The following is an 18,935-nucleotide window of genomic DNA, read 5'->3' as shown; positions in this document are numbered from 1 at the left end:
GTAGGACTGCTCTTCGTTACCCTGGTCGGTTTTTTGTCTGGAGGCGTGCTCGTAGATCAGATAGAGACATTTTTCACGGAAAACAGAAGAGAGGAACCGGAAACGGGACAAAATTTCACGGAAAACAGAAAACAAGAACAGGGAACGGGAGAAAAAAAGATTTCCTGACTATAGCTTTCTCTTCGTTTATGATCTACAATAGGAGGCGGGGTGAGACAGTTGGAAAAAGAAAAACAAAAAAAAGAGCATATCCTGGTGTGTCTGTCCTCTTCGCCATCCAATGAAAAAATTATTCGGACTGCGGCGCAGATGGCACAGGCGTTTCAGGCCGGCTTTACGGCATTGTATGTGCAGACAGCAGAAAAAACAGAAAAAACACCGGAGGATCTGGCAAGGCTGCAGAAGCATGTTCGTCTGGCAGAGCAGAGCGGGGCAGAAATTGTAACGACACACAGTGAAGATATTGCCCTGCAGATTGCAGAATACGCAAGAATTTCCGAGGTGACGCGGATTGTCATTGGAAAGAGCATGATGAAGCAGGGCTATTTCCATCAGCGAAGGGTGTGGACCGAGCGTCTGACGGATCTTGTGCCTGATCTGGAAATTCACATCATTCCAGACTCAGACGTGTACCGGAGATATCAGAAACGAAAAAAATTTCCGGAGTGGATGGAGCTGCCTTCCTGGAAAGAACTGATGCTTACGGTTCTGATTCTGGCTGCTGCGACCGGAATCGGAGAAATCTTTTTTCGGCTTGGTTTTACGGATGCCAATATTATTACGGTATATCTGTTTGGCGTCATGCTGACATCTATTCTGACCAGCGGTTATACCTGTAGTGTGGTCAGCTCTGTGGCAAGTGTTGTCCTGTTTAATTATTTTATGACAGAACCGAGGCTTTCGTTGTATGCGTATGGTTCCGGCTATCCGGTGACCTTTGCGATCATGCTTGGCACTTCAATCCTGACCAGTACGCTTGCTTCAAAATTGAAAGAAAATGCAAAGCTTTCTGCACGAGATGCCTTTCGAACCAAGATTCTTTTTAATACCAGCCAGCTTCTGCAAAAGGCAGAGGATGCGTCAGAAATTTTTGATATTACGGCAACGCAGCTGATAAAGCTTCTGGGGAGAAATCTGGTTGTGGCGCCGGTAGAAAAAAAGAAAAACGGCATTGTGCAGGGAACTCTTTATAACGCCGAAACAGGAATAAAATCAGAAAAAGTTTTTAATGTGAAAGAACAGGAAATCCTGCAGTGGGTTCTGAAAAACCGGAAACGGGCGGGAGCTATGACAGAACGTTTTTCTGAAGAACCGTATCTGTACCTTTCCATCTATGCGGCACAGAACAGATATGGTGTGATCGGCATTTTCATCGGACAAAAGCCACTGGATGCGTTTGAGAACAGTATCCTGCTTTCTATTCTGGGAGAGTGCGCCATGGCACTGGATCGGGAACAAAGTGCGAGAGAAAAAGAAGAGGCGGCAGTCATGGCGAAAAATGAGCAGCTTCGGGTGAATCTGCTGCGGACGATTTCCCATGATCTGCGCACACCACTGACATCAATTCTCGGCAATGCAGACTCTTTGATCAGTAACTTTGACGCACTGGACGAAGGGATGCGGAAACAGATTTTTTCGGATATTTATGAGGATGCCGGATGGCTGATTGAACTGGTGGAAAATCTGCTTGCGCTTACGAAAATAGAAGATGGAAGTGTAAAACTGCAGTTATCCGATCAGGTGGTTGAGGATGTAGTCCGTGAGGCGCTGCGCCATGTAGAACGGCGGAAAAACGAACATAAAATTACGGTGGACTGCGGGGAAGATGTACTGCTCGCCCGCATGGATGCAAAGCTGATTGTACAGGTATTGGTAAACCTGATCAACAATGCAGTAAAATATACACAGGCAGGATCCAAGATCCGGATTACAGCCGGAAAAGAAGAAAAAAACGTATGGATTGCGGTGGAGGATAATGGACCCGGCATTCCGGCGGAGTGCAGGGAGCATGTATTTGAAATGTTCTATTCCGGAAAAAATAAGGTGAGTGACAGCCGCAGAAGCCTTGGCCTTGGGCTGGCGCTGTGCCGCTCCATTGTAAATGCGCATGGCGGGGAACTGGTGCTTCGTGACTGCGCTCCGCACGGCTGTCATTTTCGTTTTACGCTGCCGCTCAGTGAGGTGAATTTAAATGAATAAGACATTGATACTGGTCGTGGAAGACGATACGCCGGTCCACAACCTGATTACGACAACACTGAAAACACACGATTATAAATAACCACATTGGGGTCAGACCCCATTACTGTTTAGAAATTTTGTTCCTGTTTTGGCAATTCTGACACTGCAGACTGTGCTGAATGACAATATCAAAACGGCAGAAGATGTTGAAACTTATCTGGGTCTTAACACCCTGGTCGTTGTTCTGGATTTTGGAAGCAAAAAGAAATCCAGAAGACGAAGAAAAGACTGAACATAAACACAGAAAATTAAAAAGGAGCATCTCCGGTTTCGAACTTGAAACCTGGAGATGCTCCTTTTTCGTATGCTGCAGAATGAAAAATTATTCTCCCGCCACCGTCACATCCCGCAGCAGTACCGCACACGGTACCACGCGGTTGTTTATCTGCTGTGTCTCTTTCGAGAAAGTCAGATTTTTCAGCACATCGTCATAACGGGCGGAAAGTGATCCGCTGGTTGTCGGATGGGAGATGGTTCCGTCGCTCTCATACGCGAGCCGGATCTCACCGCCGCAGGTGCCGCTTACGGCATCCATATCAAACGCACTGAAATCGGTGATTTCTATATGCGGCATGCTGCGCAGCTCGTCGAGTGTTTTCGAACCGCCTTCAACTACCATGTTATTCATGGAAGTAGTATTCTTCATGCCGATATAATGGGCATGCTGAAGGCTGCCCCAGTAGGAGCGGCAGATGCCGTTTTCAAACAGAACGCGCTCGGCTGCCGGCATACCGGTTTCGTCGTACGGCGCGTTTTTGGCAGAGCCGTCGAGCGTCGGCACGAGGCGGATATTCAGCGGATCGGCATCTGCGCCGGTGATGGCTTCGCCGATTTTTGCTTTTGCAACGCCCATATACTGATAAGAAGCGTTGGTATGCATGGCAAAATACTGGAAGAAACTGCCGACGGCATTTCCGGTCAGGAGAACATCAGCATGCTCATTCTGGCGGGTCGGAACAGCATTCAGACGCTGGCGGCCGGTGTGGAACATTCCGCGCACTTCGGCGATGATCTTCTCGGCAGATTTGTCGGAGAAGCGGAGATCCTTGTAGATCTCAATCTCATGATCATCCTTGCGGGAGTTTGTGACAACCTCGATCTCGCAGTCAAAGCCGGAGAAGGTGACATCGACACCGCGGGAATTGCGGATGTGTGTCTGCTTCTGGTTGACGAAAATCTCATAGGAGTTTACGCGGGAATCCTCTTCCGCCTTGATTTCCTGCATAGCCTGCACCAGTTTTACGAGTTTAGCGGTAAGATCGCGGGAAGCATCAGCCATGTCGGCGCTTGCCTGGGCATCCGATGGCTCTGCAACAGGGTACCATGGGTTCTGCACAAACTGTGCGGCGAACAGCGCCTGGTCAATTTCCTGCTTCATTTCTTCGCGGGAAATGCCCTGGTGGATCTTTTTTTCTGCGCTTCCGCGGAATTTTCCATCCTCACTGTCGACAAAGACGGTCAGAAACGTATGAGTTACTTTTTTCGCGCGGCTCATGTCGAGCTTCTGACCGATGAAAAATGCCTCGCGGGATTCGGTCTGCTCTTCGCGGATCAGAAAGTCGCTGGCTTTGCTTGTTTTTAATACATCGTATAATTCGTTCATCAGCCTAACCTCACTTTACATTTCAGATACGGGCCGCCATCGCTGACTTTGACCCATTCTTTGTGACCTTTTCCGCACATGCCGGAGCCGAAGAGCTCTTCTTTGTCGGAAACCATGGAGATGCTCTTTAAGAGATCCGGAACGTAGCCGGTCAGGGTGACAGGAGATACGACTTTTCCGGTCAGCTTACCATCTTTGATCTCGCGGCCGAGTCCGACCATGCACTGGATGCCCCAGTGTTTCGGGTCTTCCATACCGGACTGAACGCTTTCGAGAAGATAGCCGTGCTCAATCGAAGCGATCATATCATCGAGTTTGTCTGTGCCTGCGGTGAAGTAGGTGTTGGTCATACGGGAGTAGACTTTGCGCTCGAAGCTCTCGCGTTTTCCGTTTCCGGTCGGCGTGGTGCCAAGGCGGAGTGCGCTTACGAGATCGCTGATGCCGGTAACGAGTGTACCGTGGTCGATGACCGTGGTGTCGGTGCCGAGCGTTCCCTCATCATCAAAAAGATAACTGCTGACCTGCTGTGCGCCGACTGCTCCGTCGTGCATGGAGGAGAGCTGGGAGGCAACAGGCTTGCCGATATACTCTTTGGCGAGTGCGCGGTCTTTGACAAACATATCCATCTCGACACCGTGGCCGAATGCCTCGTGTGCAATCACGCCGGTGACATCCGGTGCGGTGATGACATCGTACATGCCAGGGGTGACCGGATCGGAGTGGAGCTTGTCGTACAGAACGGCGATGATTTCCTCAACAATCGCATCCATCTCATTTAAGATTTCCACGCCTTTCAGGCCGGAGCAGGAACGGTACGACATATTCTGTTTTCCGTTTTCTGTGCCGATTGCGGAAAGGGAGCCCTCCGAGAAAGCGTAGGACTGCATCAGATCCTTTTTGGAGGAGAGGAACAGCTTGTTGACACGGGCAAAGCTGACGGTACTCTGGAATTCCAGAATTCCTTCATGGGCAGCGCCGGCGTTGCAGAGCTTCCGAAGGTGGGAGAGAATCTCCTCTGCGGAGACGGTCTCCGGGTCAATCTCGATTTCATTCTGCATTGTTTTTTCGATGGCTTCTTCCTGCACGAGAGGAGACTCCATCTGCGCGATGCCGAGTGCCTTTAATGCCTGAAATTCGGATTTCAGCGCGGAAGTAATTTCCTCCGCAAGATCTGCGGCATCGGTGAGGTTGTTGAAGGAATATTCGGTGTAGGAACCGTCCTGCCATGCACGGACAACGAAGCCGCGTTCACAGAAGTGATAATCGCCGACGGTGGTCTGATGCATGCTGACACGGTAGGTCGTGCCTTTGACATCGGTGCAGAGCACGCTGACATAATCGAATTCGCGCTCGAGCAGACGGATCAGTTCCTGAATCTGTGGTTTGATTTCCACAAGATAGGATGACATTGGAACCTGCATAAGTTTGGTGTCCTTTCTGGAGCCTGCCGGAGTGTTCGATAGAGAACCTGCGCCGGGGCTCAAAATAATAGAATCCGGAAAAAATAGTTTCGAAAAAATCCCGAACATAGTTTCATTATAGAAGTGGGAAATGGAAAAAGCAATAAAAAAAGGTTGACAAAATGAATTTTGATGATATACTTTGAATATCAAAACATTTGAAAAGAAAAATGTTTGAGAATGAAATAAGCAAGAGGACAGTAAGGTGAAAAACGGCAGAATTGCGGGAACCGGTTCGTATGTACCGGAGACGATATGGAAAAATGAAGATCTGGAAAAGATGGTGGATACGAGCGATATCTGGATCCGGGAGCGGACGGGAATCGGTGCGCGCCACATAGCCGGGGAGGAGACAGTTGCCCAAATGGCAGTAAAGGCGGCGAGAAGAGCGCTGGAAAATGCCGGGATCTGTTCGACAGAGCTGGATCTGATTCTCGTCGGAACCTCTTCGTCGGAGAGTATCTTTCCGAATACCGCCTGTCTTGTGCAGGATGAAATCGGTGCTTTCCGTGCCGCCTGTCTCGATGTCAGCGCCGCCTGCACCGGGTTTCTTGCGGTGTATGAACTGGGCCAGCTGTATATCCGGAGCGGCAAGGCAAAAAACGTGCTGCTGATCGGCGCAGATGCCCTGAGCCGCCTGGTGGACTGGCACGACCGCGGAACCTGCATTCTGTTCGGGGACGGCGCGGGAGCCATTGTGCTGACGGCGGAGGAACAGGAGACAAAAGCGTGCGAAAAGATCCATTCCGATGGAGAAAAAGGCGTGTCGCTGACCTGCGAAAAGGGAACGTATCTGCAGATGGACGGCCGTGCCGTGTTCCAGTTTGCTTTATCCCGCGTGCCGGAAGTCATCCGCGAGGTGCTCGCGGAAGCCGACATGGCGGTCGAAGAGATTGATGCGTTTATCCTTCATCAGGCAAACAGCCGCATCATCGACGGCGTGGCAAAACGACTGAAAGCACCGAAAGAAAAATTTCCGCGGAATATCGAAGCATACGGCAATACATGTGCGGCGAGCATTCCGATTCTGCTGGATGAGTGGAACCGGTCCGGCAGAGCCCAAAAAGGACAGAGAATCGTTCTCTCCGGTTTCGGAGCAGGACTGATCTGGGGCGCGGCGTACCTGGAATGGTAAGAAACGCCCATATAAAATAAGAAGAATAAGAAAAAAAGTGAGGACAAAAACATGTTAGAAAAAGTAAAAGAAACCGTAGCAGAAGCACTGGGAGCAGATATCGATACCATCACAGCGGAGACTTCCTTCAAAGAGGATCTCGGAGCAGATTCCCTGGATCTGTTTGAAATGGTCATGTCCCTCGAGGACACCTGCGGCGTGGAAATCCCGACCGAGGATCTGGAAACGATGGTAACTGTCGGTGATGTTGCAGAGTATCTGGAGCAGCACAAAAACTAAGAAAGATCGGGAAGCAGGAGGAAGCGATTCATGATCACAGAAGTGACAAAATTACTCGGGATTCAGTATCCAGTCATTCAGGGCGGCATGGCCTGGGTGGCGGAGCATCATCTGGCAGCGGCAGTTTCCGAGGCCGGCGGCCTTGGCCTCATCGGAGCATCGGCGGCACCGGCAGAGTGGGTTCGGAATGAAATCCGCGAAGCAAAAAAACTGACGGACAAACCGTTCGGCGTCAACATCATGCTGATGAGCCCGTATGCGGATGAGGTGGCAAAAGTGGTTGCCGAGGAAGGCGTAAAAGTCGTTACGACGGGCGCAGGAAATCCGGAGAAATATATGGAACTGTGGAAAAACGCTGGTATCCGCGTCATCCCGGTGGTCGCTTCTGTGGCTCTTGCAAGACGAATGGAGCGCGCAGGCGCAGATGCCGTTGTGGCAGAAGGATGTGAGTCCGGCGGCCATATCGGCGAGACGACAACGATGGCACTCGTTCCGCAGGTGGCAGATGCCGTAAAAATTCCGGTCATTGCGGCCGGTGGAATTGCGGACGGACGCGGCATGGCAGCAGCCTTTATGCTGGGTGCCGAGGCGGTTCAGATGGGAACGCGTTTTGTCGCTTCGAAAGAGGCCGTTGTGCATGAAAATTACAAGCAGCTGGTGATCAAGGCGAAAGATATTGATACCCGCGTGACAGGCCGCACAACCGGTCATCCGGTGCGGGCGATCCGAAATGAGATGACACGCCATTATCTGGAACTGGAAAAAGAGGGAGCTCCGTTCGAAGAGCTGGAAAAACTGACGCTCGGCGGTCTTCGAAGAGCCGTTGTGGACGGCGATGTCAAAACCGGAAGCGTGATGTCCGGTCAGATTGCAGGTATGGTAAAAGACGAGAAAAGCTGCAAAGAAATCATAGAGCAGATGATGAATGAGATGGAAGAACTTCTGAAAGGAGCACCGGCGCGGTTATGAGTAAAACAGCATTTATGTTTCCTGGACAGGGTTCCCAGTGTGTCGGCATGGGCGCGGATTTTTATGAAGCATGTCCGAAAGCGAGAGCCGTCTACGATATGGCATCCGAGCTGATCGGGATTGATATGAAAAGACTCTGTTTTGAGGAAAATGAACATCTGGATCAGACAGAGTTTACCCAGATTGCACTGCTGACAACCGGAATGGCGATGGAGCAGTCCATCCGGGCGTGCGGCCTTACGCCGGATGTGACAGCGGGCCTCAGCCTTGGCGAGTACAACGCGATTGTGTCCGCCGGCGGTATGGAAATGGCGGATGCGATGAAGGTCGTCCGCAGAAGAGGCATCCTGATGGAGGAGGCCGTTCCGGCAGGCGAGGGCGCGATGGCGGCGGTGCTCGGCATGGAAGCTGCAAAAATCGAAGAGATTTTGAGCGGGATTTCCGGCGCCTACATTGCCAATTACAACTGCCCGGGTCAGATTGTCATCACCGGATATGAGGCGGCAGTGGCAGAGGCTTCGGAAAAGTTAAAAGAAGCAGGCGCAAAGCGGGTACTTCCGCTGAACGTAAGCGGCCCGTTCCATTCCCCGATGATGGAAGCTGCGTCCCAGGGGCTGACCGAAGCGCTCGAGGGCGTCGGCTTTATGGAGTTGAAGATTCCGTATGTGACGAATGTAACCGGCCAGTATGTGCGTGACATTGCACTGACGCGCGGCCTTCTGATCCAGCAGGTGGCATCCGGTGTGCGGTGGCAGCAGAGCATCGAGGCAATGATTGCGGACGGCGTTGATACCTTCGTGGAGATCGGACCGGGAAGAACACTGACCGGCTTTTTAAGAAAAATCAACCGGGATGTAAAAGGTTACAATATCCGCACCTATGAGGAAATGCATCAGGTGTGCGAAACTTTATTATAGATAGTGGATTATGCAGCAGGAGAATGAGATGTTAAGTGGAAAAACAGCAGTAGTAACGGGCGCATCCCGCGGAATCGGGCGTGCGATTGCAGAAAAACTGGCGGCGGAGGGAGCCTTTGTTGTCATCAATTACAATGGTTCAAAAGAGGCGGCCGAAACCGTGCTTGCGGGAATCCGCGCGGCAGGAGGAGACGGCTGCGTGATGCAGTGCAATGTATCGGATTTTGCGGCGTGTGAAGCGTGGATGAAGGAAATTCTTGCTTTGTATGGGAAAATCGATATTCTGGTCAACAACGCGGGCATCACAAAGGACGGCCTTCTGATGGGCATGTCGGAGGAAGCCTTCGACCGTGTCATTGAGACAAACCTCAAGGGAACGTTCAACTGCATCCGCTTTGCGGCACGGCCGATGATCCGCCAGAAGAGCGGCTGCATCATCAACATGGCTTCTGTGGTCGGCGTGGCAGGAAACGCCGGACAGGCAAATTATGCGGCATCGAAAGCAGGTGTGATCGGCCTGACGAAAACAGCGGCACGGGAACTGGCATCCCGCGGCATCCGCGTCAATGCGATTGCGCCGGGCTTTATTGAGACCGATATGACGGAGGTTCTTTCGGATAAAGTGAAAGAAGCATCCGTATCCCAGATTCCTCTCGGCCATTTCGGAAAGCCGGAGGATGTGGCAAACCTGGCCGCATTTCTGGCATCCGAAGCGGCAGCTTACATCACCGGACAGGTGATTCACTGCGACGGCGGCATGGTGATCTAAGAAAAGGAGAGTTGGAATGAAGAGAAGAGTAGTCATCACAGGGCTGGGTGCGGTAACCCCGATTGGAAATACCGTGGAGGAATTCTGGAACGGCGTCCGCAAGGGAGCCTGCGGAATCGGAACGATTACGAAATTTGATACAGCAGAATATAAAGTACATCTGGCAGGCGAGGTCAAAGGCTTCGTGGCAAAAGAACGCATGGATTTCAAGGCGGCAAGACGAATGGGAACTTTCTCCCAGTATGCCGTTGCGGCAGCAAAAGAAGCGTTTGCAGATGCCGGCATTTCCATGGAGAATGAAGATCCGTTCCGCGTCGGCGTTCTGGTGGGCTCCGGCGTCGGTGATCTGAATGCATGCGAGCAGGCGAAAGCCAAAATTGATGCCGGAAATCCGTCCCGCGTCAACCCGTTTACCGTTCCGGTGATGATTGCGAACATGGCGGCGGGAAACGTTGCGATTGCACTCGGCGCGAAAGGAAAATGTACCAGCGTGGTAACGGCGTGTGCGACAGGAACGCACTGCATTGGCGATGCCTTCCGCGCAATTCAGTACAACGACGCGGACATCTGTGTGGCAGGCGGCGCGGAGAGCGCAATTACGCCGGTCGGCGTGGCAGGCTTTTCGGCACTGACCGCACTTTCCGAGTCGGAAGATCCGCTGCGGGCTTCGATTCCGTTTGATAAAGACCGGAACGGTTTCGTCATGGGCGAGGGCGCCGGCATTCTCGTACTTGAGGAGCTGGAGCATGCGAAACAGCGCGGCGCGAAGATCTATGCAGAGGTAGTCGGATACGGCGCAACCTGCGATGCGTACCACATTACTTCTCCATTGGAAGATGGAAGCGGTGCGGCACGTGCGATGGAGCTTGCGATGGAAGAAGCGGGAGTAAAACCGGAAGAAGTTACTTATATTAATGCACACGGAACGTCCACACATCACAACGATCTGTTTGAAACGCGTGCGATCCGGAAAGCCTTCGGTGATGCGGCAGACCATGTGCTGGTCAACTCGACGAAATCGATGGTCGGTCATCTGCTCGGCGCGGCAGGCGGTGTGGAAGCTGTTGTCTGTGCGAAATCCATTCAGGACGGCTTCGTGCATCAGACGGTTGGAACAAAGGAAGCAGATGCGGAATGCGATCTGAATTACTGCATCGGCGCTCCGGTGGAAACCGATGTGAAACTGGCAATGAGCAATTCCCTTGGTTTTGGCGGCCACAATGCGGTGCTGCTGTTTCAGAAATATGAATAAAGCGGCATCGTGTTCCGGTGCAGAAAGGAAAATAAGATGGAATTAGATCAGATTTTACAGTTGATTGATAAAGTTTCGGATTCTTCGCTGACCGCGTTTGATTACGAGGCTGATGGGATCAAGATTGCCATGGAGCATGGAAAAGCAGCTCCGGTGCAGGTGCAGATGAGCGGGGTTCCATCCGGTGCCGGTCTGCAGATGGCAGAGATGATGGGCGGAGCAAATGGCGTGACAGCGAAAGAAGCAGCCATGCCGGAGAGAAAAGAAACGGCAGGAAAAAATACAACGGCTGAGGAGCACAGTGAAGCAGAAGAAGGCGTTTTTGTGACATCCCCGCTGGTCGGAACGTTTTATACAGCTCCGGCAGAGGATGCCGAGCCGTTTGTGAAGGTTGGCGACACCGTGAAAAAGGGACAAGTCGTAGCAATCGTGGAGGCCATGAAGCTGATGAATGAGATCGAGAGTGAAGTGGACGGCGTGATTGCGGAGGTTCTGGTGAAAAACGGCGAGATGGTTGATTACGGAAAACCGCTGTTCCGGGTAAAAGCGTAAAGCCGGGACGAGAAAGGAAGCAGCGAATGAACAGTTTGACAACGAAACAGATTCAGGAGATTATTCCACACAGACATCCGTTTCTGCTGGTGGATTACATAGAAGATTTTGAACCGGGCGAATTCGGTATTGGATACAAATGTGTGACGTACCGCGAGGATTTTTTTGCGGGTCATTTTCCGCAGGAGCCGGTGATGCCGGGCGTGCTGATTATCGAGGCGCTGGCGCAGGTCGGTGCGGTTGCGATTCTTTCTCTTGACGAGAACAAGGGAAAAATTGCATTTTTCGGCGGCATCAACAAGTGCCGTTTTAAGGGAAAAGTGAAACCGGGAGACAAGCTTCGTCTGGAGACGAAAATTATCCGCCACAAGGGACCGATGGGCGTCGGGGAAGCGGTTGCTTCGGTCGACGGCAAGGTGGTCGCGCAGGCGGAACTGACCTTTATGGTGGGGGCAGCACAATGATTCGAAAAGTTTTGATTGCAAACCGTGGGGAGATCGCGGTCCGGATTATCCGGGCATGCCGTGAGATGGGAATTCTCACGGTTGCTGTTTATTCGGAGGCGGACCGGGAGGCACTGCATGCGCAGCTCGCGGATGAGGCGGTGTGCATCGGGCCGGCGCCGTCGAAGGACAGTTATTTAAATATGGAACGTATTTTGAGTGCGGCGCTTGTGACGGGGGCGGATGCGATTCATCCGGGATTTGGATTCCTGTCGGAGAACAGCACGTTTGCGCGGAGATGCCAGGAGTGCCACATTACGTGGATTGGTCCATCTCCTGAGGTGATGGATCGGCTGGGTAATAAGTCTGAGGCGCGAAATACGATGCAGGCAGCCGGTGTGCCGGTGATTCCGGGGACGAAGGAACCTGTTTTTGACTGGGAGACGGGTCTTTCTGAGGCCGACCGGATTGGTTTTCCGGTGATGATTAAGGCGGCGCTTGGAGGCGGCGGCAAGGGTATGCGCATGGCGGAGACGCGCGGGGAGTTCCAGAGTGCGTTTCAGACGGCGCAGAAGGAGGCTAAAAGTTCGTTTGCGGACGAGACGATGTATGTGGAGCGGCTGATTCGTCATCCGCGTCATGTGGAGTTTCAGATTATGGCGGACTCGTTCGGGAATGTGATTCATCTTGGGGAGCGGGACTGCTCGATTCAGAGGAATCATCAGAAGATGATTGAGGAGTCGCCTTGTGTGGCGATTGATGACACGCTGCGGGAGCGGATGGGCTCGGCGGCGGTCCGGGCGGCGAAGGCGGCGCATTATGCGAATGCGGGGACGATTGAGTTTCTGCTGGAGCCGGACGGGAATTTTTATTTTATGGAGATGAATACGCGGATTCAGGTGGAGCATCCGGTGACGGAGTGGGTCACGGGGGTGGATCTGATTCAGGAGCAGCTTCGGGTGGCTTCGGGGATGCCGCTGTCGGTGACGCAGGGGGAGGTACGGCTTTCGGGTCATGCGATTGAGTGCAGGATTAATGCGGAGAATCCGGCGAAGAATTTCAGGCCTTGTCCGGGGAAGATTACGGAGATGCATCTGCCTGGGGGATTTGGAGTACGGGTGGATACGGCGGCGTATGACGGGTATGTGATTCCGGCGTTTTATGATTCGATGCTGGCGAAGCTGATTGTGCATGGGAGGACGCGTGAGGAGGCGATTGCGCGGATGAGGAGTGCGCTGGGGGAAGTCGTCATCGAGGGAGTCGACACTAACGTTGATTATTTGTATTCTATTTTAAATGAAGAGGAGTATCTGGCCGGGAGGGCGGATATTGAGTTTGTGGAGCGGTTGACGGAGAGATTGTAAGAGACGGACGCCGCCCGGCAGTACAGCAGAGGGGGACGGCGCGGTTTCAGAGGAAAGAAACACTAAGGCCTCCAGCATTTGCTAAAACCATTTTCAAAAATCCAAAACTCGCTGTCGATCAGACAGTTGGATTTTTGAAAATAACGCAAATTCTGGAAGCCTAAGTGTTTCTATAGCAATCCCCGAAAATAATGCAAAAAATTCAGCACCGCAGAGCGTGAATTACTGCGTCACAGATTTTCGTCGTACCCCGGTACGCCTTCAAATCTGTTCCTTGCAATTCGCGCTCTGCAGCACTGCCTTTTTTGCATTATTTTCGGGTCTTGCTATAGTTCCTCCTGCAAATGCGCCGCCCCCCCTCTGCTGTACTGCCGGGCGGCTGAGATCAGACACACGACTGGGAGAGTGTGGTCAGCGACACCGCAGGGCGGTGCGGCTGGGATGACAGGAGTGAGCGGTGAAGAGAGAATGAATGCCTCGATGGGTGAGGTGTGTGGTTGGAAGATTGTTATGGTGACAATAGAGTGAAAGTGTTATGACGTAAGGAGTGATGGTGGTATGATGCTGGGTAAGTATTTTAAGAAGACGGTGTTTCGGAAGGAGCACACGGCGGATGGGGTGGTGCCGGAGGCGCCGCAGGGGATTTTGAAGAAGTGTAATGCTTGTAAGGGGGCTATTTTTACGGAGGATGTGAAGAGGAATCTTTATATTTGTCCGAAGTGTGGGAATTATTTTCGGGTGCATGCGTATCGGAGGATTGAGTTTCTTCTGGATGATGGGAGTTTTGAGGAATGGGATCAGGGGATGACGGCGGGGAATCCGCTGGGGTTTCCGGGGTATGAAGAGAAGGTGAGGGCTCTGCAGGAGAGAACAGGACTTACGGAGGCTGTTGTGACTGGTAAGGGACGGATCAACGGGATGGAGACGGTGATCGGGGTCTGTGATGGCAGGTTTATGATGGCCAGTATGGGTGAGGCTGTTGGGGAGAAGATTACGCGGGCGGTGGAGAGGGCGACGAAGCTTTCGCTGCCGGTGATTTTGTTTGCGTGCTCGGGAGGGGCGCGGATGCAGGAGGGGATTGTTTCTCTGATGCAGATGGCGAAGACGTCGGCGGCGCTGAAAAGACACAGTGATGCGGGGCTTTTGTATGTGAGTGTGCTGACGGACCCGACGACGGGCGGCGTGACGGCGAGCTGGGCGATGCTGGGGGATATTATTCTGGCGGAGCCGCATGCGTTGATCGGGTTTGCGGGGCCGAGGGTTATTGAGCAGACAATAGGACAGAAACTGCCGAAAGGGTTCCAGCGGGCGGAGTTTCTGGTGGAGCATGGGTTTGTAGATCGGATTCTGCCAAGAGAAGAGGCGAAAGAGGTGCTGTCGGAGATTCTGCGGATGCATGGGAAAGATATCGAAGTTTCCTCGGAAGTGCTGACTTTGGGGGATGGAGACGTGAAGCGGTCTTTGGCAGCACCAGAAACGGGAGAGAAAACATCGGCTTGGGACTGTGTGCAGAAAGCGCGGAAAAAGGACCGACCGGTGGGAGAAGATTATATTCGGGAGCTGTTTCCTGATTTTATTGAGTTTCATGGTGATCGACTGTATGGCGATGATGCGGCGATCATCGGCGGTATTGCATCGTTTGACGGCACACCGGTCACGGTCATCGCCGAGGCGAAAGGCGCGGATACGAAAGAAAACATCCGCCGCAATTTCGGCATGCCGTCCCCAGAGGGCTACCGCAAAGCCCTGCGTCTGATGAAACAGGCCGAAAAATTCCACAGGCCTGTTATCTGTCTCGTAGACACCCCAGGCGCCTTCTGCGGAATGGAAGCCGAAGAACGCGGCCAGGGCGAGGCGATTGCGCGGAACCTGTATGAAATGTCAGCGTTAAAAACGCCGGTTCTTTCTATTGTCATTTCAGAAGGCGGCAGCGGCGGTGCACTGGCACTCGCCGTGGCGGATGAAGTGTGGATGATGCAGAATGCTATCTACTCCATCCTGTCGCCGGAGGGATTTGCAAGCATCCTGTGGAAAGACGGCAAACGCGCGCCGGAGGCCGCCGAGGTGATGAAGCTGACGGCGGGGGATTTGAAGGAACTGGGAATTGTAGAAGAGATTGTGGAAGAGCCGGGGGAGTTTACGGTGGACACAATGCCAGTGGTGTGTGAAGAATTGAGAGGCAAAATTCTGAGATTCCTGGAAAAGTATGAGAAGATGGATGGGGAAGAACTGGTAGAGGAGAGGTATCGGAGATTTCGGGATATGTGAAAAGAAGATTTTGACATATTCTGAAATGCATGATATTATGATATTGAAAAGAGTGCTACCGATAGACGGTTAGTCCATATTTATTGGTTTATGTAAAAATAGTCGCCAAAGTTTGCAGGACTGGGCGGCTATTTTTGTGATTTCGCAGTATCTTTGCCGAAGTTGTATCCAAGGCTAAAGCAGGTTAAGCCGAAACTTACAACTGCTATGAAGTCGATAATACTCATGGCTTAGCCCTCCTTTCCAAGGAATTCCCATATAAAGGGTTTCTATGTAATCGGAGAGTCACAGTCCCTCCGTAGAAGGACTAACCGCCTACCGTTATGGCAGCACCCGTATATTGAGTATAACAGTTTCTTGTAGTCCATTCAACAAAAATATGATTGAAATGCAGAATAAAAATATACGGATTTTAGATATACAAAATAAATAGAGGATTTGAAGGGAGGAATAACTAATTGACGTTGGCGGAATTTATGGTAAGATAAAAGGGCAGGATACAAATACCGAGGATATTCTGCGAGTTCAGACTTAGGTCTGTGAGTTGAAAAACATTTTTGAATAACTGTTATGTAAAAAGCATTGGAAAATAATCTGATGCTTTTTATATTTTAAACTATTTAAGAATTATTCAATAATATAAATTTTACATTATTGAAATACTTATAAAAATATAATTTGTATTGCATGTTAGTAGAAAAGGTGGTATAGTGAAAATATAAAAGAAGAAGCTATCAGATATTGGCAGTATCGGATAACTTCTTCAGGTAGAAAACTGATTCAATTTAGAAATAAGATCTAAAAAGAATAGTAAACTACGAACATATACTATTCTATACGTTATTTTCTAATTTGTAAAGTCTTCTATAATTTTAGAGTAAAAAATACTCTAACACACAAAGGAAGAATTACAAAATCTAAAAATCTTTGTAAATTCCCAATGTGAAAATAAAAATCAAATTGATACTAAGGCAGAAATGCGATTTAAGAGGAGAGGTGGTAAAAAGGATTTTGAATAGAATTATTTGACATGTCAAAGTAGAAAACGATGAGGTATAAACTAAATATATGATCGAACAAAAGTTTGAAAATATATTGCGTTACAGGTCGGAGTCTGCTATAATATGGTAAAAGTGAATAAAAAATCAGAACTTGACTCCGAAAAATAAACAAAATAGACAAAAGGAAAAAGTGATGAATAATACAAACGAAAATAAAACAAGTGACATCTATCTTGCACATGTGGATTTTGAAACAGGCCGTACCCAGAGCTTTCAGGAACATACAGATAATGTAACATCATATGCAAAAAGCATTTGTCCTATGGAAGAGATTCAGAAACTTGTCGAGGCGGCCGCACTTTTTCATGATGCGGGGAAACTCTCTGATGATGTGCAGAAAGATTTTCAAGATATCTTGAAAAAGGGGGATCAGGCACACCGAAACGATTTGGATCACTCAACCGCAGGTGGACGGATGCTATGGAAAATGATGCGGCAGAAAACAGCAGCAGAGCTGTTAAGTACAGTTGTGTACTCACATCATGGAATCAGCGACTGTATTGATTTTGAAAGCGGGTGTACCTTACAGGAACGCAGAGCGGAAAAAGAGTGTCAGGAAGACATTGTGAAGGAAAGATTTTTTCAGATCTTTGATAAAGAGAAAATCCAAAAAGTGTGCGAAGCAGCAGATGCACAATATGTTCAGATTAATAAAAAAATAGGAATGTTTGTGCGAAAAAGCACAAAACAAAATCGTCATTGTGGAAATGGATATTTTTATATTGGAATGTATTTCAGAGTATTGCTTTCTATGCTGCTTGACAGTGATTGGACAGATACGGAAAAATTTTTTCAGAATGAAGAATTGAAACAACGTATTTCAAAGAAAGAAATACAGAAAATATGGCAACAGAGTATACAATGTTTTGAGAACTATCTTAATCATGAAATTCGAAACAAGGCAGAAAATGGCCAGAGTCTTCAGGCAGTCCGGCAGGAGATTTCTGAGAGGTGCTATGAAGAGGCAGAAAAAGAAACGAGACTGTATCGTCTGACAGTACCAACGGGAGCTGGAAAGACATTAAGTAGTTTGCGCTTTGCACTGTATCGTGCCGAGCGGACCCAAAAACAGCATATTATTTATGTTGCCCCATTTAACAGTATTTTAAGTCAGAATGCCGATGAGATCCGGAGAGCAGTTGACGATCCGGATATCGTACTGGAACATCATTGCAATGTGATTCTTTCGGAGAAAAAGCAGGAGAAAGACTATAAAAAACTGACAGAAACATGGGATGTACCAATTATTATGACATCAGCTGTACAGGTATTGAATGTACTTTTTTCGGGACAGAAAAGAGATATCCGCAGAATGCATACCTTATGTAACAGCGTGATTATTTTTGATGAGGTACAGGCCATTCCGAAGAAGTGTATGGAACTTTTTAACTTAGCAGTAAATTTTCTTACCAATTTTGCGGAATCGGATGTTGTATTATGTTCAGCTACCCAGCCATCCATTAAAGATTTGAAAGAGAATAATTTAAGTGAATGCATGGAGATGACGGAAATCATAGAAAAGTATGAAGAAGCCTTTCGAAGAACGGATATCGTAGATTTGACAGAAACAGAAGCGTATCCGGGCGGAATGGAAATTGAGGATCTCTGTGATTTTACGTTGCAGCAAGCTGAGACATTTCGAAATGTGCTGGTCATAGTAAATACAACCGAATGTGCAAAACAAGTATATGAAAAGATAAAAAGCAGCTGTTCAGACGAAGATCAAGTTTTTCACCTGAGCAATAAACTTTGCCCGCAAAATAAAGAGGACACGTTGGAAACGGTCCATGCGGCATTACGAAAAAATAGAGAATCCGGATATACAGGCAGAGTGATCTGCATCAGTACACCGGTTGTAGAAGCGGGTGTAAATTTTTCTTTTGGCTGTGTCATTCGATCAAAAGCGGGATTGGATCATGTGATCCAGGCCGCTGGAAGAGGAAATCGCCACAAGGAGTATCCCTGGTTTGGAAAGATTTACATTGTACAATTGACAAACGAGGCCGAAAGTCTGGAAAAGCTGCCAGAGATACAAGAAGAACAAAGAGCAGTACAAAAATTATTAGAACAATTTCGAAGTAAGCCTGAAATTTTTGAAAAAAGATTAGATTCGTCGAAAGCGATAGCGATTTATTATCAGTATTACTATCAGGTGCTGCAGGCTGATATCACGAAATTTCCGGCGAAAAATTATAAAACGACCTTGCTAGAAATGCTGGGAAAAAATTGTCCGGGAAGAAAACAATATTGGCATAAGTTTGAACAAGAGTATAAGGGGGGAATGGCACAGGCATTTGCAACGGCAGGAAAAGAATTTGAAGTTATTTCTAATGACTATAAGATTCCAGTTGTGGTTCCCTATAATGATGAGGCCAAAAAACTGATTGCAGCATTTGTCGGAGCAGATGGTGAGTATTTACCTTGGGAGGAAAAGCAGAGGATGCTGCGGGAACTGCAAAAATATACGGTTGGAATTTCAGAAGTGCAGAAGGAACGTCTTAATAATGCAATATATCAAATTAGTGATGAAGAAATACTCGCGTTGAGCGAAGGGTATTACAGCAATGAAGTTGGTGTGCTGGAAGAACCGCAGATGAACTTTGAGAACTATTAAACATATTG

General features: G+C 49.4%; 15 protein-coding genes and 1 pseudogene. 14 read left to right on the top strand and 2 right to left on the bottom strand.

Features of this window, described 5'->3' with window-relative positions; translation table 11 throughout:
• Positions 1-210 precede the first annotated feature (210 nt).
• The 3 genes and pseudogenes from DWY63_RS05115 (at position 211) to DWY63_RS17930 (ending at position 2,473) form a co-directional block, all read left to right on the top strand.
• Complete coding sequence (locus DWY63_RS05115) at positions 211-2,199, top strand: DUF4118 domain-containing protein (RefSeq protein WP_117801512.1); 1,989 nt, start codon at positions 211-213, stop codon at positions 2,197-2,199.
• Positions 2,192-2,278 (top strand): annotated as a pseudogene (locus tag DWY63_RS18845) (DNA-binding response regulator); the annotation flags it as partial. The gene DWY63_RS05115 and the pseudogene DWY63_RS18845, both read left to right, overlap by 8 nt.
• A 51-nt stretch (positions 2,279-2,329) precedes the next feature.
• Positions 2,330-2,473 carry a hypothetical protein gene (locus DWY63_RS17930; protein ID WP_158568324.1) on the top strand — a complete coding sequence of 48 codons (144 nt, stop codon included), beginning with the start codon at positions 2,330-2,332 and terminating at the stop codon, positions 2,471-2,473.
• A gap of 90 nt (positions 2,474-2,563) precedes the next feature.
• Here the strand turns inward: DWY63_RS17930 and DWY63_RS05105 are convergent, their stop codons facing one another.
• Positions 2,564-3,844: a metallopeptidase TldD-related protein gene (locus DWY63_RS05105; protein WP_117801511.1), complete on the bottom strand. Its 1,281-nt coding sequence runs from the start codon at positions 3,842-3,844 to the stop codon at positions 2,564-2,566.
• Positions 3,844-5,265, bottom strand: coding sequence for a TldD/PmbA family protein (locus DWY63_RS05100; protein ID WP_117801510.1), 1,422 nt, complete (start codon positions 5,263-5,265; stop codon positions 3,844-3,846). The genes DWY63_RS05105 and DWY63_RS05100 overlap by 1 nt, the downstream gene beginning before the upstream one ends.
• 244 nt (positions 5,266-5,509) lie before the next feature.
• On the opposite strand from DWY63_RS05100, the gene DWY63_RS05095 reads away from it, so the two are divergent.
• From DWY63_RS05095 to cas3, 11 genes are all read left to right on the top strand, one after another.
• Positions 5,510-6,439: a beta-ketoacyl-ACP synthase III gene (locus DWY63_RS05095; protein ID WP_117801509.1), complete on the top strand. Its 930-nt coding sequence runs from the start codon at positions 5,510-5,512 to the stop codon at positions 6,437-6,439.
• A 51-nt stretch (positions 6,440-6,490) separates the two neighbouring features.
• Positions 6,491-6,718, top strand: a complete 228-nt coding sequence (gene acpP / locus DWY63_RS05090; RefSeq protein ID WP_022462597.1) for an acyl carrier protein — start codon at positions 6,491-6,493, stop codon at positions 6,716-6,718.
• A gap of 30 nt (positions 6,719-6,748) precedes the next feature.
• Entirely contained in the window at positions 6,749-7,687 is a 939-nt protein-coding gene (gene fabK, locus DWY63_RS05085) for an enoyl-[acyl-carrier-protein] reductase FabK (RefSeq protein ID WP_022462596.1), read from the top strand.
• The gene (gene fabD / locus DWY63_RS05080; protein WP_117760987.1) at positions 7,684-8,604 is read left to right on the top strand and encodes an ACP S-malonyltransferase; all 921 of its coding nucleotides are present in this window, start codon (positions 7,684-7,686) and stop codon (positions 8,602-8,604) included. Before fabK ends, fabD begins: the two co-directional genes overlap by 4 nt.
• 28 nt (positions 8,605-8,632) lie before the next feature.
• On the top strand, positions 8,633-9,373 hold the full coding sequence (gene fabG, locus DWY63_RS05075) for a 3-oxoacyl-[acyl-carrier-protein] reductase (RefSeq protein WP_022462594.1): 741 nt from the start codon (positions 8,633-8,635) through the stop codon (positions 9,371-9,373).
• A gap of 16 nt (positions 9,374-9,389) precedes the next feature.
• On the top strand, positions 9,390-10,625 hold the full coding sequence (gene fabF, locus DWY63_RS05070; protein ID WP_117760989.1) for a beta-ketoacyl-ACP synthase II: 1,236 nt from the start codon (positions 9,390-9,392) through the stop codon (positions 10,623-10,625).
• A 36-nt stretch (positions 10,626-10,661) separates the two neighbouring features.
• Positions 10,662-11,177: an acetyl-CoA carboxylase biotin carboxyl carrier protein gene (gene accB / locus DWY63_RS05065; RefSeq protein WP_117801508.1), complete on the top strand. Its 516-nt coding sequence runs from the start codon at positions 10,662-10,664 to the stop codon at positions 11,175-11,177.
• A gap of 26 nt (positions 11,178-11,203) precedes the next feature.
• Positions 11,204-11,641 carry a 3-hydroxyacyl-ACP dehydratase FabZ gene (gene fabZ / locus DWY63_RS05060; RefSeq protein WP_022462591.1) on the top strand — a complete coding sequence of 146 codons (438 nt, stop codon included), beginning with the start codon at positions 11,204-11,206 and terminating at the stop codon, positions 11,639-11,641.
• On the top strand, positions 11,638-12,984 hold the full coding sequence (locus DWY63_RS05055) for an acetyl-CoA carboxylase biotin carboxylase subunit (protein WP_117801507.1): 1,347 nt from the start codon (positions 11,638-11,640) through the stop codon (positions 12,982-12,984). The genes fabZ and DWY63_RS05055 overlap by 4 nt, the downstream gene beginning before the upstream one ends.
• A gap of 558 nt (positions 12,985-13,542) precedes the next feature.
• Complete coding sequence (locus DWY63_RS05050) at positions 13,543-15,252, top strand: acetyl-CoA carboxylase carboxyltransferase subunit alpha (RefSeq protein WP_082424902.1); 1,710 nt, start codon at positions 13,543-13,545, stop codon at positions 15,250-15,252.
• 1,194 nt (positions 15,253-16,446) lie between these two features.
• Entirely contained in the window at positions 16,447-18,927 is a 2,481-nt protein-coding gene (cas3, locus tag DWY63_RS05045; protein ID WP_117801506.1) for a CRISPR-associated helicase Cas3', read from the top strand.
• The last annotated feature ends 8 nt before the right edge of the window (positions 18,928-18,935 follow it).

The organism is Blautia sp. AF26-2, assembly GCF_003460955.1.
Classification (GTDB): domain Bacteria; phylum Bacillota; class Clostridia; order Lachnospirales; family Lachnospiraceae; genus Fusicatenibacter; species Fusicatenibacter saccharivorans.
The sequence above is the reverse complement of the archived record's forward strand: the minus strand, read 5'-3'. Positions and strand labels throughout refer to the sequence as shown.